Annotated in this window: 11 protein-coding genes; 2 read left to right on the top strand and 9 right to left on the bottom strand. The window is 60.3% G+C overall.

Features of this window, described 5'->3' with window-relative positions; translation table 11 throughout:
- The first annotated feature begins 101 nt into the window (after positions 1–101).
- Positions 102–1,001, top strand: coding sequence for a homocysteine S-methyltransferase family protein (locus tag PspS49_RS29230; RefSeq protein WP_160042388.1), 900 nt, complete (start codon positions 102–104; stop codon positions 999–1,001).
- Positions 1,002–1,101: 100 nt separating this feature from the next.
- Here the strand turns inward: PspS49_RS29230 and PspS49_RS29225 are convergent, their stop codons facing one another.
- Genes PspS49_RS29225 through PspS49_RS29215 form a run of 3 tightly spaced genes read right to left on the bottom strand, consistent with a single transcriptional unit; the run spans position 1,102 to position 2,866 of the window.
- Positions 1,102–1,773, bottom strand: a complete 672-nt coding sequence (locus PspS49_RS29225; protein ID WP_127930283.1) for a GNAT family protein — start codon at positions 1,771–1,773, stop codon at positions 1,102–1,104.
- A gap of 12 nt (positions 1,774–1,785) precedes the next feature.
- Positions 1,786–2,232: a GNAT family N-acetyltransferase gene (locus tag PspS49_RS29220; protein ID WP_137218281.1), complete on the bottom strand. Its 447-nt coding sequence runs from the start codon at positions 2,230–2,232 to the stop codon at positions 1,786–1,788.
- 10 nt (positions 2,233–2,242) lie between these two features.
- Complete coding sequence (locus PspS49_RS29215; protein WP_160042386.1) at positions 2,243–2,866, bottom strand: FMN-binding negative transcriptional regulator; 624 nt, start codon at positions 2,864–2,866, stop codon at positions 2,243–2,245.
- Positions 2,867–2,958: 92 nt separating this feature from the next.
- Between PspS49_RS29215 and PspS49_RS29210 the strand changes: the two genes are divergently transcribed.
- Entirely contained in the window at positions 2,959–4,512 is a 1,554-nt protein-coding gene (locus PspS49_RS29210; RefSeq protein ID WP_160042384.1) for a PLP-dependent aminotransferase family protein, read from the top strand.
- Here PspS49_RS29210 and PspS49_RS29205 read toward each other — a convergent pair.
- The 6 genes from PspS49_RS29205 to aspA form a co-directional block, all read right to left on the bottom strand.
- Positions 4,469–9,076 (bottom strand): DUF6543 domain-containing protein, encoded by a 4,608-nt coding sequence (locus PspS49_RS29205; protein WP_160042382.1) that lies wholly within the window; start codon positions 9,074–9,076, stop codon positions 4,469–4,471. The genes PspS49_RS29210 and PspS49_RS29205 overlap by 44 nt on opposite strands.
- A gap of 153 nt (positions 9,077–9,229) precedes the next feature.
- Entirely contained in the window at positions 9,230–10,255 is a 1,026-nt protein-coding gene (locus PspS49_RS29200; RefSeq protein WP_127930278.1) for a histone deacetylase family protein, read from the bottom strand.
- A 204-nt stretch (positions 10,256–10,459) separates the two neighbouring features.
- Positions 10,460–11,452, bottom strand: a complete 993-nt coding sequence (locus PspS49_RS29195; RefSeq protein WP_127930277.1) for an AraC family transcriptional regulator — start codon at positions 11,450–11,452, stop codon at positions 10,460–10,462.
- 248 nt (positions 11,453–11,700) lie between these two features.
- Positions 11,701–12,705 carry an asparaginase gene (locus PspS49_RS29190; protein ID WP_150749872.1) on the bottom strand — a complete coding sequence of 335 codons (1,005 nt, stop codon included), beginning with the start codon at positions 12,703–12,705 and terminating at the stop codon, positions 11,701–11,703.
- Positions 12,706–12,877: 172 nt separating this feature from the next.
- Entirely contained in the window at positions 12,878–14,326 is a 1,449-nt protein-coding gene (locus tag PspS49_RS29185; protein WP_150776037.1) for an alanine/glycine:cation symporter family protein, read from the bottom strand.
- A gap of 450 nt (positions 14,327–14,776) precedes the next feature.
- Positions 14,777–16,201, bottom strand: a complete 1,425-nt coding sequence (gene aspA, locus PspS49_RS29180) for an aspartate ammonia-lyase (RefSeq protein ID WP_064116482.1) — start codon at positions 16,199–16,201, stop codon at positions 14,777–14,779.
- Positions 16,202–16,236: the final 35 nt, after the last annotated feature.

Genomic DNA, 16,236 nt, shown 5'->3' with positions numbered 1-16,236 from the left:
GGTAAAAAAGAGGTTGTTTTTAACGGAATGGTGCGTATTAAATAGTTATAAGAACGACTCTGATAGTGAGTTATTTTCATAAGCATATGAGTGAAAAGCATATGGGCGCAGGCAGCACGATTATTCTCGATGGCGGCATGGGCCGTGAGTTGCAGCGCGCCGGGGCGCCATTTCGCCAGCCGGAGTGGTCGGCGCTGGCGTTGAGCGAGGCGCCGCAAGCGGTTGAGGGGGTACATGCCGCTTATATCGCCAGTGGCGCCAATGTGATTACCACCAACAGTTATGCCGTGGTGCCGTTCCATATTGGCGAAGAACGTTTCGCCGCCGAAGGGCAGGCGCTGGCCGCGTTGGCCGGTGAGCTGGCGCGGCGTGCGGTGCAGGCCTCGGGAAAATCCGTGCGGGTGGCCGGCTCATTGCCGCCGCTGTTCGGCTCTTATCGTCCGGATCTGTTCGAGGCCGCACGAGTGACCGAGTTGCTGGCGCCCTTGGTCAATGGCCTGGCACCGCACGTTGATCTGTGGCTGGCGGAAACCCAGAGTTCGATCGCCGAGGCGCGTGCCATTCATGCGGGGTTGCCGAAGGATGGCAAACCGTTCTGGTTGTCGTTCACCTTGACGGACGAAGACACCGATGAAGTGCCGCGCCTGCGCTCTGGCGAGCCGGTCGCCGAAGCGGCTGCGGTGGCGGCTGAGTTGGGCGTGCAGACGTTGCTGTTCAATTGCAGTCAGCCGGAAGTGATCGGCACCGCGATTGATGCTGCGCGTGAAACTTTCGAACGTTTGGGGGTGAAGATAAACATTGGTGCTTACGCCAATGCGTTTCCGCCGCAGCCAAAAGAAGCTACGGCCAACGACGGACTCGATCCGCTGCGCGAGGATCTGGATCCGCCGGGTTACCTGCATTGGGCGATTGACTGGCAGCAGCGCGGTGCCAGCCATTTGGGCGGTTGCTGCGGGATCGGGCCGGAACACATCGCGGTGCTTGCGCAGAAACTGGTGTAACCGCAGATCAAAAGATCGCAGCCTGCGGCAGCTCCTACAGGGTGAACGTCAATCCCGTGTAGGAGCTGCCGCAGGCTGCGATCTTTTGCTTTTCAGGTAATCACGATCGGCATTCGACCAAGCCTTTCACCTGCCCGTCGGGCGTCTGATTTTCATCCGACAGCCACCGCTCGAATCCTGCCGCAATCGCCGGCCACTCGCCATCCAGAATCGAGTACCACGCGGTATCACGATTCTGGCCCTTGACCACCATGTGCTGGCGGAACACGCCTTCGAAGCTGAAACCCAAACGCTCGGCGGCGTACTTGGAGCGGGCATTGCCGTTGTTGCATTTCCATTCGAGGCGGCGGTAGCCGAGGTCGAAGGAATGCTTGGCCAGCAGGTACACCGCTTCGGTGCTTCTCGGCGAGCGCTGCATTGGCGCGCCGAACGTGACGTGGCCGATTTCGATGCGACCCTGGGCCGGGACGATCGACATCAGGCTGAGGATGCCTTGCACCTGAGCGCTGGCGCGGTCGATGACAGCGAAGAAATACGGGTCGCTGGCGGCCGCGTGGTTGTTCAGCCAAGCGTCGAAAACGCTGCGTTCCGGGAACGGGCCGTAGGGCAAGTAATCCCAGAGTTTCGGGTCGGCGCCGGGGCCTTCGAGGGCGGCGAACAGCTCGCTGCCGTGACGCGCCGGGTCGAGTCGTTCCAGGCGAATAAAGCGACCTTCGAGCAGGGTGGCGGTAGGGGCGGGGGCGCCTTTCCAGTCAGCGAGTGAAGCAGTCATGTACGCGTCTCCTTAAATGGCTTTGCGAAACTGGATGAAGCCCGGGCGTTCGGCGATGCGCTCGTAGAGCTGGATCGCGGTGGCATTGGTTTCGTGGGTCAGCCAGTGCACTTTGCCGCAACCGTCAGCCTTGGCGGTGGCGTAAACGTGTTCGATCAACAGGCGGCCGACACCGCTGCCACGGGTTTCCGGCACTACCAGCAGATCCTGCAGGTAGCAGGAGTTTTCGATGCTCCAGTTCGAGCGATGGTATATGTAATGCACCATGCCCACCGCCTTGCCGTCGGCCCAGGCCAATGCCGCGTGGGTCGGTTCGCTCGGGTCGAGAAAACGCTGCCAAGTGTTGTGCGTCACAGCTTCCGGCAGTTCAGTGTTGTAGAAACGCAAGTAGGCTTGCCACAGCGGTAGCCACACGGCGTGGTCGTCGGCGCTGACCTGGCGAATGTCGATCTGACTCATGGTGATTTCCTTAGCGCATCAATCGGGCGAGGGTTTGATCGTTGGTCTCGGGGCTGGCGGCCAGGCCTTCGCGCACGCCGGCAATGTCTTCGGCGCTGCGGTTCTGGCTGAGCTTGCGCTTGCCTTCGAGACGGTCGATGGGCATGGCGAAACCGACGATGGCCTTGAGCATGCCGTCGATGTAATCGGCGGGCGCATCGGCAACTGACCACGGTTGTGCGCGGCCGGCTTCATGGCGGTCGGTGAGGGTGCTGACGATGTCGAGCAGGCGCCCGCCGTCGCTGAAGGTTTCGGCGTGGCCATAGGCATGCACGGCGATGTAGTTCCAGGTCGGCACGACTTTGCCGTGTTCGGCCTTGCTTGGGTAAAAGCCCGGGCTGACGTAGGCATCGGCGCCAGCAAAAATCAGCATGGCTTCGGCGCCGTCGCGCAGGTCTTTCCATTGTGGATTGGCGCGGGCCAGGTGCCCGTACAGCGTGCCGTACTCACCTTGTTCGCAATGCAGCAGCACCGGCACATGGCTGGCTTGCAGGCCACTTTCGCCGTGAGTCACCAGAATGGCGAGGCGGGTGGCGAGAATCAGCTCGTGCAGTTGTGTCAGGTCTTCGATGGCAAAGGCGCGTGGCGTGTACATGGACAGATTTTCCTTGGCGAATGCCTGCATCGTAGGCAGGCTATTGGTCTGTTGTAAGAGCCATTGATGACCAATTTCATAGGTCCATTGCCATGCCCGATTCGCCGACGCTGTCCATGCCATTCAACCCTGCAGGTATCGAGCTTGATCGCCGTCAGGGTTTGAGTCGGCAGCTCTATCAGGCTTTGCGCCTGCGGGTACTGGACGGGCGGCTGGCGAGCGGCACGCGGTTACCGGCGAGTCGCGATCTGGCGGCGGCGTTGGGTATTTCCCGCAACAGTGTGGTGCGCGCCTACGATCAACTGTATGCAGAAGGGTTTATCGAGGGGCGGGTCGGCGATGGCACTTATGTCGCGCAATTGATGCCGGTAGCAGCCGCGCCAAAAAAATTATCCACAAAAGTATCCACAGGGTTTTCAACAGGCTTATCCACAGCCTTATCCACAAATTGGCTGGATTCACCTGTGATTCCATCCAGTAAAGTTATCCACAGCGGGACCTTTTCGCGTATCGAAAAGAACCATTTGCCCCGGCCGCCGAGCGGTCCACCGCGAGCCTTTCGGGTCGGTGTTCCGGCCTTTGATCTGTTCCCGTTCGAGGTATGGGCCAAGCTGAATGCGGCTTTCTGGCGCAAACCGAATCTGGAGCAACTGTGTTACGGCGATCCGTCCGGCGATGCGCGTTTGCGCGCCATGATCGCGGCGTATCTGCGTAGTTCGCGTGGCATGCAGTGTTCACCTGAGCAAATTCTGATCACCAGCGGCGCACAGCAGGGCATTAGCCTTTGTGCACAGTTGCTGGTGGAGCCGGGCGACGGTGTGGCGATCGAAAATCCGGGCTACCGTGCGGCCGGTCATGCGTTCGCCGTGGCAGGCGCTCGTTTGCACGGTATTGCCGTGGATGACGAGGGTATGGATTGCGCTGCGCTGTCGGCCACCGGGGATTGTCGCGTGGCTTATGTCACGCCCTCTCATCAGTACCCGACCGGCGTGGTGATGAGCCTGGCGCGACGTCTTGAACTGCTCGCCTGGGCCGAGCGTTGCCAAGGCTGGATCGTCGAGGATGACTACGATGGCGAGTACCGCTACACCGGTGCACCACTGGCACCGTTGGCGGCACTTGATCGACAGGGACGCGTGTTGTATGTCGGCACTTTCGGCAAGGTCGCGTTCCCGGCGCTGCGGCTTGGGTATCTGGTACTGCCGCCGGGGCTGGTGGATGCATTTTCACAACGGCGGGCTGTGGATGTCCGGCATTCCGAGGTGAGTACACAAGCCGTGATGGCCGAATTCATGGCCGCCGGGCATTTCCAGCGACATATCCGACGCATGCGGCGGGCTGCTCTGAGCCGCCGCAATACATTGCTCAAGGGTTGGCCGAGCGCCATTGCCGGTGTCGGCGATCTGCCTGCCGTCTCGGCCGGATTGCACTTGACCGTGGCCGTAGACAACCTCGAGCGCGAGCAGCAGTTGATTGCGCAAGCGGCTCGCGTCGATGTCGAGATCAACGGTTTGAGCAGCTACTGGCTGCCTGATTCCACCACGCCCATGGATCAGCGCGCCGGGTTGGTGCTGGGGTTTGCTGCCGTACCTGAAGCGGCGATCAACTCGGCGTTGATTCGGTTACGACAGGTGTGGCAGGTATGAGAAACAGCGTCTGTGCGGATTTGTCGGAAATTGTGCTGCGATGGATATCGATCAGTGCCTGATTGTTCAGCAAGCGTGGCTCATAAGCCCCTCCCATATGTCGTTGTGCAACGGTTTTCATATGGCCGGTGGGGAATGGCGTGACGGGCGCTTGCGCGCTGCTGTAATGGAAGTGTGCGTAACACAGCACCTTGTGAGTGTGGACGTCGCGTATTTCGTATTCGTCGAGAAAATCGTTGGCGTGACTGCGGAGCCGGCGCCGGGTCACGGTTTGTGACGCCGTCACTTCCCCCTTGTCCTTCAGCCAAAGGATCCCGGCCGCCGTCGGTGGCTGTTGCTTGACCATCCGGATACGCGTGCTGGTGCCTTTTGCTTCAAGGTTGTTAGCGGCTTCGTCAAGCTTGTGGCCAAGCGCTTCGGTCGGTTTTTTGAGGTCGGCAGTCAGATTGCTGGCGGTCAACGCTTCATCGATGTCTGCGTTGGCTTTGCGCAAGACGGCAGCGTGTTTGTGATAGTCCTCTTCGACCTCGACAGGAATCCGTGGCCCTCGTTTGAGTTGGGCCTCGATACGCCGGTGGAAGGTGGCCAGACCGTCGATCAGGGCCTGACCTTCACGAATACTGGTATTCAGGTTTGGACTGGGCTTGGGCGGTTTCGGTTTGGCTGTGCGCTGTTCGACCCAGACACCGGGTGACTCTTCCTGGAAGGTGGCGATGACGCCCGTCAGGGTGGTGCGCACTTCCACCAGGTCGGTATCCGGACTCTCGATGCTCTTTTTTCGTTCGCCGACTAATGTACCCCTGGATTTGGTTTTGATGATCCGGCGCGTCGATGATGATGCCGATGTCGGCCGGGAAGGCCCGGGCAGCGGTACCAGCAAGTGTTTGTAGCGCAGCAACTCGACCAGTTTTACGTCCGTGCGGGCTTTGAATGCGCTCACCCGGCTGCGCACATGTTCCAGTCGCGCGGTGTTGATCTGCTCGGGATAGTCGATGAGCAGATCGCCAAAGCGTTGATCGATGGCGGTAAATTGTTCGGCAACATTGCTCAAGGCATCCGTGCGGTCACGCAGGTTGTCGAGGCTTTCGTCGCTGGTCAGGTTCAGCGTGCTCTGGATACTCAGTGCAGCGTCTTCGATGAGGGTGGCCAGTGTCTGCCGCGCGTTGGCGTCAGTCGTCGTGTCACCCGGCTTGACGCAGATCTCCTGGCCGAGGCTGATCTGTAGAAGCTTGAGGTCGTTGAGATCATAGTTAGGCAACATCTTGCGATACAGTTGAATAACCTCGACAGCCTCTTTTCCCAACAGCGTCAATTCGTCAAAACGCGTCTGTGCCGACTCCACTTTTTCGATGATGGCCTGGGTCTGATCGGTCATTTTTTCGAAGGTGTCGATAAACGCCTGAAGGGCGAATCGGCTTTCATCGGCAAGCATTGTCTGCATCGTCTTCAGGCTGGCCTGAAGCTCTGTGGAGTGCAGTTCGAGCCACTCCTGTCCGAGAAACAACTGCATCTGCAGTCGTTGAATCATCACGGTGCGGTAATTGGGAATGGGTTCCTTGTGATTCAACGCTTTGATTTGTTCGATGTTCGTGGCGTAAGCCTTGCGCTGTGATTCAAGCGTAGTCAGATATTGCTCACGCAGCTGTGCCCTGGACTGCGCAAGCGCGTTGTCGAGCGCGGCGCGGTGTGCGTCAAGTTGAATCTGTTTGGCCGTCATCGTGACATCGAAAGCGCTGATTTCGGCAGTCAGTTGCTTCGCTGTTTTTTTGCTGAAGTCCTGAGCTTTCTCAAGCGCACTGTCGAGACCGCCGCCTCGCAGGCGCAAGCGCAGATCGACCACCCATTGGCCATTGGCGGTGCGGGTCAGTGGCGGTCCGGGGCGCGCCGTTGCTTGGCGTGAGTCGATGATCTGGACGTCTGCGTGTTCATTGATGGTGACTTCGAACCAGCGCTTGCCCACCGGAGCGAACCATTGTTTCTGGCGCGGATAGAGGTGTCTGTGGGTGCCCTCGCTGGCGGCATCGCCGATGCCTCTGGGTTTGGCGATCTGAAAACTCTCGAGCAAAGTGGTCAGTGCGACGGGAGATCGCTTCAGTGCGGCAAAAGGGTTTACCGACATTTCATGGGCGCTGGGCAGGGCGCTGCCGGAGATATCTGGCAGCTTTAATGCAGTGCTGATGACGGCGGCGGTGGTGGTGATGGGCTGAACGGTTTCTTCCTGTGTCAGTGGTTCGCTTTGTGGCTTGTCGCCGACCGCTGCGCGATGGGCGAGCACCATGCCCAATGCCAGAAGAATATCGGTGAGAGCGGTCCAGGCGATCTTGCCGGATTGCTCATTGGCGACGTCGCTGACTTCTTGCAGGTCGTCCATGATCTGCCAGATCCAGGCGGCTGTGCCGACGCTGCGTCCCAGGAACGGCAATGCCGCGTTGAACAACATCCAGCCGCCGTGTTTTAGCGTGGCCCAGCGCGCTTCTGCATCGGAGACCGACTGGCGATCAGCCTGGGTAATCACCGCCTGAACGTTACTGTTGTGCAGCGTCGCCAGCACATCCTGCTCGATCGCCGCGGTTCCCAGTGCCACCGGACCGGACATGTCGAGAGCGGTAGTGGGGTTGATCAGCAATTGCGGGATCGTCCAGACCGAAGGCAGCCGGGCGGTGAAGACGAACTGGCTGTAGTTGAAGCGCACATCGTCCGGCAACCAGGCCAGAACTGACTCACGCAGTTGGCGAGACTGCTGGATTTCGTACGTCAGGTTGGCGTGAGAGGGAAACTGCATCAGCGCCATTTCGAACAGTGGCCGATAAAGCACGCACGGCCCTTTTTCCACCGCGCGCGGGCCGATGATGAACATGTTATCGACGGTGTCGGCCTCTGAGCGGGTGCGATGGGCGACAAATGCCAGCGGGCGAATGACCACTTCCTCGTGATCGACATGCCGCTCCTCGTCAGTGCTGGCCAGGGCGGCGACAACATAGCGGTAACCCAGATCAGTCATGCCCGCCTTGCCCTGTATTTTGTTTTGCAACGCCAGCAGTGGCAGCTCGATGGGCAACTGGCTGGTGTAGAGCCCTTGCAGCGCGGTCGCTTGCTCGGTGTCGTCGACCAGCAGGTTCTGCAAGTGCGCCGGGTAGGTCTTGCCGATATCGACCGTGCTGACCAGCGTTTCCACGTAACTGACGGTCATCCAGTCGGGCAATTCGCTGCCGTCCTTGTAACGTACGGTTTTGTTGCCGATTGGCTGTCCGGCAAGGTTCTGCAAGGCAAGTTCAATGAGTGACAGTGTCTGGGTCTGCGTGTTGCCCGGCAAGACGAACGTGCCCCAGACCACCAGGCTGGTGATGCTGATTTCAATGTCATCGATCGCTACGTCGCCGGCCTTCGGATGGTCCTTGAGCATCTGCTGTTTCAGGGCATCGCGGGTGAACGCTTGCAGGCTGACAACTTCGCTCTGGAAGGTTTTTCCTTTGTTCGCATGCTGCACCATGGTCAGGTCCAGCAGATGCCGGCTGTAACGGGTTTGATCGGCCGGCGCGGCGCTGTCGAGCCAGGCTGGCAGCATCGGGCGCAGACGCTCGATATGCGGTTTGAGGCGCGGTGTCGGTTCGCGCGGATCGCCGACAGTCCCGGGGTGCGGGTAGGGCGGGCGGGGCCCCGACTCTTGAAAGAAATTGATCGCGCCGAGGGCATCAGCCTCCAGCGCAATCAGGGTACAGGCCTGATAGTCGAAGAAATGGCCTTGCGGTTCGAACAGTCGCCATTCCAGGCCGACACCGGCAGCTTCATTCCCGTAGCGACGCAACAAAGCCTTGCCGAGTTCATCCAGCGATTCGAAGCTCTCGAAACCCTGGATCACCGAGTACGTGATGATCCAGGTGCGCTGGCCATCGGTACCGATCAGCACGGCGGTATCGAGAAGGGTCAGATGGTTCTGTTGGTCACCCTCGTTGCGGTCCAGATCGACCAGGCAGGCGCGTACCTGGTATTTGCCGGTTGGCCGGCGCTGGTGTTTGTCCGGGTGCTGGTAAACCGCCTCGACCATGGTGCGCTGGTCGGTATCCCAGTCAGGATTGGCTTCGACGTTCCACAGCTTGCGCAAGGATTGCGACATCTGTTGCCAACGCGGTTGTCCCGGGTAGGTGAATTCGTCCCAGTAATTGACTTGCTGTTCCTTGTAGGCAATGAACAGCAATGGTGCCAGATCATTGAGCAGCTTGCCGACGGCGCTGATTTTCACCGGCAACTGAATGGCTGCGGGCTGGTCGGGCTGCGAGGTCAGATAATGCTCACCGTCGAGGTACGTCACGGCAGTGCCGGAGAGGCCCAGGCGCACCAGTGTGTCGGTCAGCGATTCGATCAGGTGGCGGCCGGGGACGACCTGATCATCCTGAATGACCCAGGTCGGTCTTACGACCATGGCCCGTTGGGGGTCGATCTCCAGATCCGGATATAGCGTCTTGAGCGCCGGACGCAGCGTTTTCGAGGCGACTTCTCGCAGCGAAGGGCCGGTCACCAGTTGGGTCAGGATATCGACGGCGCTGGGCGAGGGGATTTCGGGCATGGGCAACTCCTGCTCTGATGGGCGCGCCGAAACGGCGGCGGTTCCGGGCAAGGTAGAGGCAGGCTGCGGGGGGCGTGCGGTAGATAAATATTGCCGGCAAAAAAAGACCCGCGTGGGCGGGTCTGGTTTTATGCGTGTCCGACTAGCGCGTGGTTACTGCTCGAATCCTTCCAGCACGTTCACCGCATTGATGCCGATCTCTTCCACCGCGTAACCGCCCTCCATGACGAACAGCGTCGGTTTGCCGAGTCTGGCGATGCGTTTGCCCATTGCCAGGTAATCCGGGCTGTCGAGTTTGAACTGCGAGATCGGGTCATCCTTGAAAGTGTCGACGCCGAGCGATACGACGATAACGTCGGCGCCATAGCTTTCGATCTCCCTGCAGGCCTGATCGAGCGCTGCACTCCAGACCTCCCAGCCAGAACCGGCGGGCAGCGGATAGTTGAAGTTGAAACCTTCACCGGCACCTTCGCCGCGCTCGTCGTCGTAACCGAGGAAGAACGGAAACTCCGCTTCCGGGTGGCCGTGAATCGAGGTGAACAGCACGTCGCTGCGCTCGTAGAAAATCGACTGCGTGCCATTGCCATGGTGATAGTCGACGTCGAGAATCGCGACCTTCTTGTGGCCCTGATCGAGGAACGCCTGCGTGGCGATTGCGGCGTTGTTGAGGTAGCAATAACCGCCCATCAAATCGCTGGCGGCGTGGTGTCCCGGTGGCCGGCATAGCGCGAAGGCACTGCGCGCGCCGCGCTGGATTTGCGCTTGTGCGGTCAGGGCCACTTGCGCCGCGCTGTACGCCGCTTGCCAGGTGCCGGCGGTGATTGGCGCGCCACCGTCGAAACTGTAGTAACCGAGCTGGCCGTGCAGGCTGGTCGGTTTGATCGCACGCAGGGTCCGCGCCGGCCAGGTGTAGGGCAGCAAGTCGCCGTCGGTATTGAATTCAGTCCAGCGCGCCCATGCGCCTTTGAAGAAGTCGAGGTAGTCACGGCTGTGGACGCGGGCGATCGGCTCCAGACCGAAATCCTTCGGTTCCTCGACCGCGCCGAGGTTCTGGTTTTTCACGCGTTGCAGCACATGGTCGGCGCGCGACGGCATCTCGAAGCACGGCTTGAGCTGGCCATCGATGAGTTCGCAACGGCCATGGTGCAGGTGGTGATCGTCTGAGTAGATCGTCAGCATTTGTTGTTCTCCGCAGGGCTGATTCGGTTGCTCTCAGTGTTGCGGGACAAGACGAATCGGAAAACGGCAGGAAAGGCCAAAAGGGGATGGATGTGGCCAAAAACACTGACCGCAATTGCCCCTTTAGAATCAAAAGATCGCAGCCTTCGGCAGCTCCTACGCCGATCCCTGTAGGAGTTGCCGAAGGCTGCGATCTTTTGATCTTCAGGCCCGGAATTGGCTCGGCGCCACGCCGCTCCAGCGCACAAAGGCATGGCGGAAGCTGGCGGTCTCGCTGAAGCCGAGCGTTTCGGCAATGCGATAGATCGGCAATTGATCTTCACACAGCATCTGCTTGGCCCGCTCGAAGCGCAGCTCATCGAGCAGTTCCTGATAGCTGCTGCCCATGTCCTTGAGATGCCGGCGCAAGGTGCGCGGCGAGCACTTCATCTGCTGCGCCAGACCTTCCAGCCCCGGCGCGGCGTTCAATTGCGCGCTGAGCAGCTGCCGAATTCGCCCCAACCACGCCTGACGCCCAGTGAATTCCAGGTTCTGCTTGCGACACCGTTCGGCCATGGCTTGATGGGTGATGAGATCGGCCAGCGGCAGCGGTTGATCGAGCCAGTGACGGTCGAAGGCGAAGGCGTTGTCCTTGGCGGTGAAGTGCAGCGGACTGTCGAAGTGCTCGGCATAGCTGTCGCGATAGTCCGGCGCCGCGTGTTCGAACCGCGTGGCGAGCAATGGCAACGGATGCCCGAGCAAGTCATCACAAATGACTTTCAGCGACACCAGGCAGAATTCGGCATTGAACACCGCCATCGCCGGACTCTCGCGATAATCGGCGGCGACGAACCAGACACGCTGGCCATCGTCTTCCAGGCTCAGTTCGAAAAGTGTTCCCAGCAGCGCCGGATAACGGATCGCCAGGCGCAAAGCGTCACCGAAGGTGGCACAGGTCAACAGTGCGTAACCGAGAATGCCGTAGCAGGAAACATGCATGCGTCGGCCCAGCTCCAGACCAATGTCATGCTTGAGCGCGACCGCGTTGGCGCAAACCTGCATCTCCTGATTGGTGGTGATGCGCGTGTCGGCACGGCTGAGATCCGCCGCACTGATGCCACTGCCGGTCAGCAGCGCCTCGCTCGACAGGCCTTCGGCCTTGAAGGTGTTGAGGATCAGCGATACAGCGTTGAGGGTGGTGAGGTGGGAGTGGAGCATGGGATTTTCCAGCCTTGAGATGGCTGGAACGCAGCAAGTTGCATGCCGCAGCAGCCCCTCACCCCAGCCCTCTCCCAAAGGGAGAGGGGGCCGATTGGGGGATATTGAAGAGATACGCCGACGTGAAAAAACTGTGCCGAATCCATAATCGACACTTTTTTTCAGGTCGGCGTATAGCGCAAGACACTAAGGTCAGTTCCCTCTCCCTCCGGGAGAGGGCCAGGGTGAGGGCCGATCCAGAGCCTTGCTCAGAGCAACTCACCACACAAATCCAGTTCGATCAGCCGGCGCACTTCTTGAGTTTCAAGGCCTGCCCCCAGCACCCCATGCAACTTGCCGAACGCTGCCTCACGAGTCATGCCACCGCCGGACAACACGCCGACACCGCGCAAGCGACTGCCCGCCTCATACACATCCAGCTCAACGCCACCTTCATGGCACTGCGTGACCGCCACAACGACTACGCCGTTATCCCGCGCACGGCCAAGGCTTGCCAGAAACTCAGGGTTGTCGCTCGGCCCTGTACCGCTGCCGTAGCACTCCAGCACCAGACCTTGAATGCCGCTGTCGAGCAGGCCGTCGAGCACTTCGGCGCTGATGCCGGGGAACAGTGGCAGCACGGCCACCTTGGCCAGTTGCTTCGGCTGGTTGTAGTTCAACGACGCTGGAATCGATGGGGCTTTGATACCGCCGCCCTGACGCTCCAGGCGCTTGAACGGATGACGGCCGAAGCTGCGCACTTTCGCGCAACGGGTCGGCGCCAGCAGTTCGCCGTGGAAGTACAGGTGCACGCCCGGTGCCAGGCCCTGGCCGAGGGCAACCAGTGCGCCGCCAAGGTTTTCCCAGGCATCGCTGTCGGTAACGCCGGCCGGCAGCATGGAGCCGGTGAAGCACACGCGGGCGTGCAGGCCGAGCAACTGGAAACTCATCGCCGCCGCGCTATAGGCCAGTGTGTCGGTGCCGTGCAGGATCAGCACGCTGTCGCAGCCTTGCACATCAACAGCATCGACCACTGCTTCACGCAGTTGCTGCCAGTAGGTCGGGGTCATGTTGGCGCTGTCGATCAGCGGCGACATTTCGCGGAAGCGCCACTGTGGCACGACGAGTTCAGGCTGGCTGTGCAGGTAGTCGCGCATCCGCGCTTCGAAACCGGACGCCGGGGCCAGACCATTGGCGCTGGCCTGCATGCCGATGGTGCCACCGGTGTAGAGCACCATGACGTGTTGGGCGGCGGGGTAGGTCGACGAATTCATGGGGATTCTCCGAAAGGATGAGGTCCTTGTGGGAGCGAGCCTGCTCGCGATGGCGGTTCATCATTCAACATTGATGTTGGTTGAAAGACAGCTATCGCGAGCAGGCTCACTGCCACAAGTTATTGCACCACAATAACTGACGGGCGCAGGGGATGCGCCCGTCATTTACCTGTCAGCGTTGCGCTGCAGGCACGCCTTGCGGCTCGGCTTCGGTCTGGCCGGCAGCGGCAGACGGGTTGGTCGGCCAGGCCTTCAGGTCGAGGTCCAGATCGGCAAATTTGCTCGAGTCGAACACCGGCTGTTTGACGCCGGCGCGGCGCTGCGCGTCGTAGTCGCGCATCACGCGCATGCCGACCTTGAACAGCATGGCCAGGGCCACCAGGTTGACGAAGGCCAGGCAGGTCATGGTGATGTCGGCGAAGGCGAACACGGTCGACAGGTCCTGCATCGAACCCCATACCACCAGCGCCAGCACCAGGCCGCGGAAAATCATCAGTGCGGCGCGGTTGCGGGTGAGGAACTGCAGGCTGTTTTCGCCCAGGTAGTAGTTGTAGAGGATGCAGGTGAAGACGAACAGCGACAGCGCGACGCTGACGAACATGCGACCCCAGTCACCGACTACAGCGGCCAGCGAGTTCTGGGTGAGGACGATGCCGTCACCTTCGAAGCCCGGGGTGTAGAAGCCCGACAGCAGGATCAGCAGCGCGGTGCAGGTGCAGATCACGAAGGTGTCGAGGAACACGCTGAAAGCCTGAACCACGCCCTGAGCACCCGGGTGCTTCACGGCGGCCACGGCAGCGACGTTCGGCGCACTGCCCAGACCCGCTTCGTTGGCGAACACGCCACGCTTCACGCCCATGACGATGGCGCTGCCAAGCAGGCCGCCAAAGGCCGGGTCGAGGCCGAAGGCGCTCTTGAAGATGGTTTCCAGCATGGCGGGCACGTGTTCGATCTGGGTACCGATCACGTACAGGGTCACGCCGATATAGGCCAGGGTCTTGATCGGCACCAGCAGGTCGGACACCGAGGCGATACGCTTGATGCCACCGATGAAGGTGATGGCCAGCAGCACCGCCAGGACGATACCGGTGTGTTGTGGGTTGAATTCAAAGGCGTTCTGCAGCGAGTGGGTCACGGTGTAGGACTGCAGGCCAATGAAGGCGAAGCCGTAGGTGACCAGCAGCAGGACGGAGAACACTACAGCCATGCCTTTGAGCTTAAGGCCGTGCTGGATGTAGTAGGCCGGGCCGCCACGGTACAGGCCGTCACCATCGGCGCGCTTGTAGACTTGGGCCAGGGTACATTCAAAGAAGCTGCTGGACATGCCGACCAGTGCGGTCACCCACATCCAGAACACCGCACCCGGACCACCGAGGGTCACGGCGATGCCGACACCGGCGATGTTGCCTGCACCGACACGGCCGGCAAGGCTGAGCATCAGGGCCTGGAACGAGCTGAGTTGCCCGGCGCTGCCTTTGAGGCTGTCGCGGAACACCGCGAACATGTGGAAGAAGTGACGCAATTGAACGAAACGCGAGCGAATCGTGAAGTAGCTACCGAGCCCGACAATGAGCACGATCAGTACTTTCCCTGAGAGGAAGTCGTTAATGACTTCGAGCATGGATTTTTCCTCGCTGTTTATTGTGTAAGCAAATACTGGATGGAAGAAACATCGTGTTACACCGGTGTGCGCGCGGCACGACGGGTGAGGCGAAGGTTTCGTCCGGTTCCATTTCGCGGGTTTGTTATTAGTTCGGGTTTCGCATGGGTTATGGCCTCGTTACCGACGACCGCTCACGCGAAGAGGGGCGGCACTATACCGATCAGTGACGCGCCCGTCTGCACGGTAGTGGTGCAAGCGACGAAACGAGGCTTTGAAACACCCGGCGTTACCGGCGCCGGGCTTGTGCAGGAACTGCTCTTCTGTGAGAGCGAGCAGTCCCCAGACATACGGGTCTCAGGGTCAGAAAGTTAAAAAAAAGGGCTTGGGGACTAAATCCCCAAGCCCTCAAAAGGTGAGAGGTGTCTAGTCCCTCGACCTGGTGAGCGGTGCTACAAGTAAAGCGTCGGTTCAGGCTTTGAGCGGAACCAGACGTGGAGCAATCATGTTTTCCGGGCGCAGGATGTCGGCGAGCATGGCTTCGTCGAGCAGACCTTCTTCGCGCACCAGTTCCAGCACGCCGCGGCCGCTTTCAAGGGCGAGACCGGCGATGCGGGTGGCGTTTTTGTAGCCGATGTACGGGTTAAGTGCGGTGACCAGACCGATCGAGTGTTCGACCAGTTCACGGCAGCGCGCTTCGTTGGCGGTGATGCCGACGATGCAGTGCTCGCGCAGCATGTCCATGGCGCGTTGCAGCAGGCGGATCGAGTCGAAGATCTTGAAAGCGATCAGTGGCTCCATCACGTTCAGCTGCAGCTGGCCGCCTTCGGCTGCCATGGTCAGCGCCAGGTCGTTACCAATTACTTGGAACGCCACTTGGTTAACCGCTTCCGGGATGACCGGGTTGACCTTGCCGGGCATGATCGAGCTGCCTGGCTGACGCGCTGGCAGGTTGATTTCGTTGATGCCGGTGCGTGGGCCGCTGGACAGCAGGCGCAGGTCGTTGCAGATCTTCGACAGCTTGACCGCGGTGCGCTTGAGCATGCCGGAGAACAGCACGAAGGCGCCCATGTCGGAAGTCGCTTCGATCAGGTCGGCGGCTGGAACCAGCGGTTGACCGCTGATCAGGGCCAGACGCTGTACCGCGAGCGCTTGATAACGCGGGTCGGCGTTGATGCCGGTACCGATCGCAGTGCCACCGAGGTTCACTTCAGTCAGTAGTTCCGGGGCCAGCGTCTTCAGACGGGCCAGGTCTTCGCCCATGGTGGTGGCGAAGGCACGGAATTCCTGGCCGAGGGTCATCGGCACGGCGTCTTGCAGCTGGGTACGGCCCATTTTCAGGACGTGATCGAATTCTTTGCCCTTGGCCGCGAACGCCTGAATCAGGCTGTCGAGGCTGGCCAGCAGGGTGTCGTGACCGAGCAGCAGACCCAGACGGATCGCCGTTGGGTAAGCGTCGTTGGTCGACTGCGCCATGTTCACGTCGTCGTTCGGGTGCAGGTACTGGTACTCGCCTTTCTGATGACCCATTGCTTCGAGCGCAATGTTGGCGATCACTTCGTTGGCGTTCATGTTGGTGGAAGTACCGGCGCCACCTTGAATCATGTCGACCACGAACTCTTCGTGGAAATCACCGCGGATCAATCGGGCACAGGCTTCGCTGATGGCAGCGTGCTTGGCTTCGCTCAGGTGACCCAACTCGCGGTTGGCGTCAGCAGCGGCCTGTTTGACCATTGCCAGGCCGACAACCAGTTTCGGGTAATGCGAAATCGGAACGCCGGAGAGACGGAAGTTGTTCACCGCTCGCAGGGTCTGGATGCCGTAATACGCTTGAGCGGGTACTTCGAGGGCGCCAAGCAGGTCGTTTTCTGTGCGGAAAGATGCAGCGGAGGACATGATAGAAATCATCTCGATATGGACCCGGTCTGTGC

The organism is Pseudomonas sp. S49 (assembly GCF_009866785.1).
Classification (GTDB): Bacteria; Pseudomonadota; Gammaproteobacteria; order Pseudomonadales; family Pseudomonadaceae; genus Aquipseudomonas.
This window is presented reverse-complemented; position numbering and strand designations above follow the sequence as displayed.

Coding starts and splice junctions, on each gene's coding strand:
- PspS49_RS29225 (WP_127930283.1), bottom strand. CDS start 1,773: ATGACTGCTTCACTCGCTGACTGGAAAGGCGCCCCCGCCCCTACCGCC.
- PspS49_RS29230 (WP_160042388.1), top strand. CDS start 102: ATGGGCGCAGGCAGCACGATTATTCTCGATGGCGGCATGGGCCGTGAG.
- PspS49_RS29195 (WP_127930277.1), bottom strand. CDS start 11,452: ATGCTCCACTCCCACCTCACCACCCTCAACGCTGTATCGCTGATCCTC.
- PspS49_RS29220 (WP_137218281.1), bottom strand. CDS start 2,232: ATGAGTCAGATCGACATTCGCCAGGTCAGCGCCGACGACCACGCCGTG.
- PspS49_RS29185 (WP_150776037.1), bottom strand. CDS start 14,326: ATGCTCGAAGTCATTAACGACTTCCTCTCAGGGAAAGTACTGATCGTG.
- PspS49_RS29205 (WP_160042382.1), bottom strand. CDS start 9,076: ATGCCCGAAATCCCCTCGCCCAGCGCCGTCGATATCCTGACCCAACTG.
- PspS49_RS29190 (WP_150749872.1), bottom strand. CDS start 12,705: ATGAATTCGTCGACCTACCCCGCCGCCCAACACGTCATGGTGCTCTAC.
- aspA (WP_064116482.1), bottom strand. CDS start 16,201: ATGTCCTCCGCTGCATCTTTCCGCACAGAAAACGACCTGCTTGGCGCC.
- PspS49_RS29200 (WP_127930278.1), bottom strand. CDS start 10,255: ATGCTGACGATCTACTCAGACGATCACCACCTGCACCATGGCCGTTGC.
- PspS49_RS29210 (WP_160042384.1), top strand. CDS start 2,959: ATGCCCGATTCGCCGACGCTGTCCATGCCATTCAACCCTGCAGGTATC.
- PspS49_RS29215 (WP_160042386.1), bottom strand. CDS start 2,866: ATGTACACGCCACGCGCCTTTGCCATCGAAGACCTGACACAACTGCAC.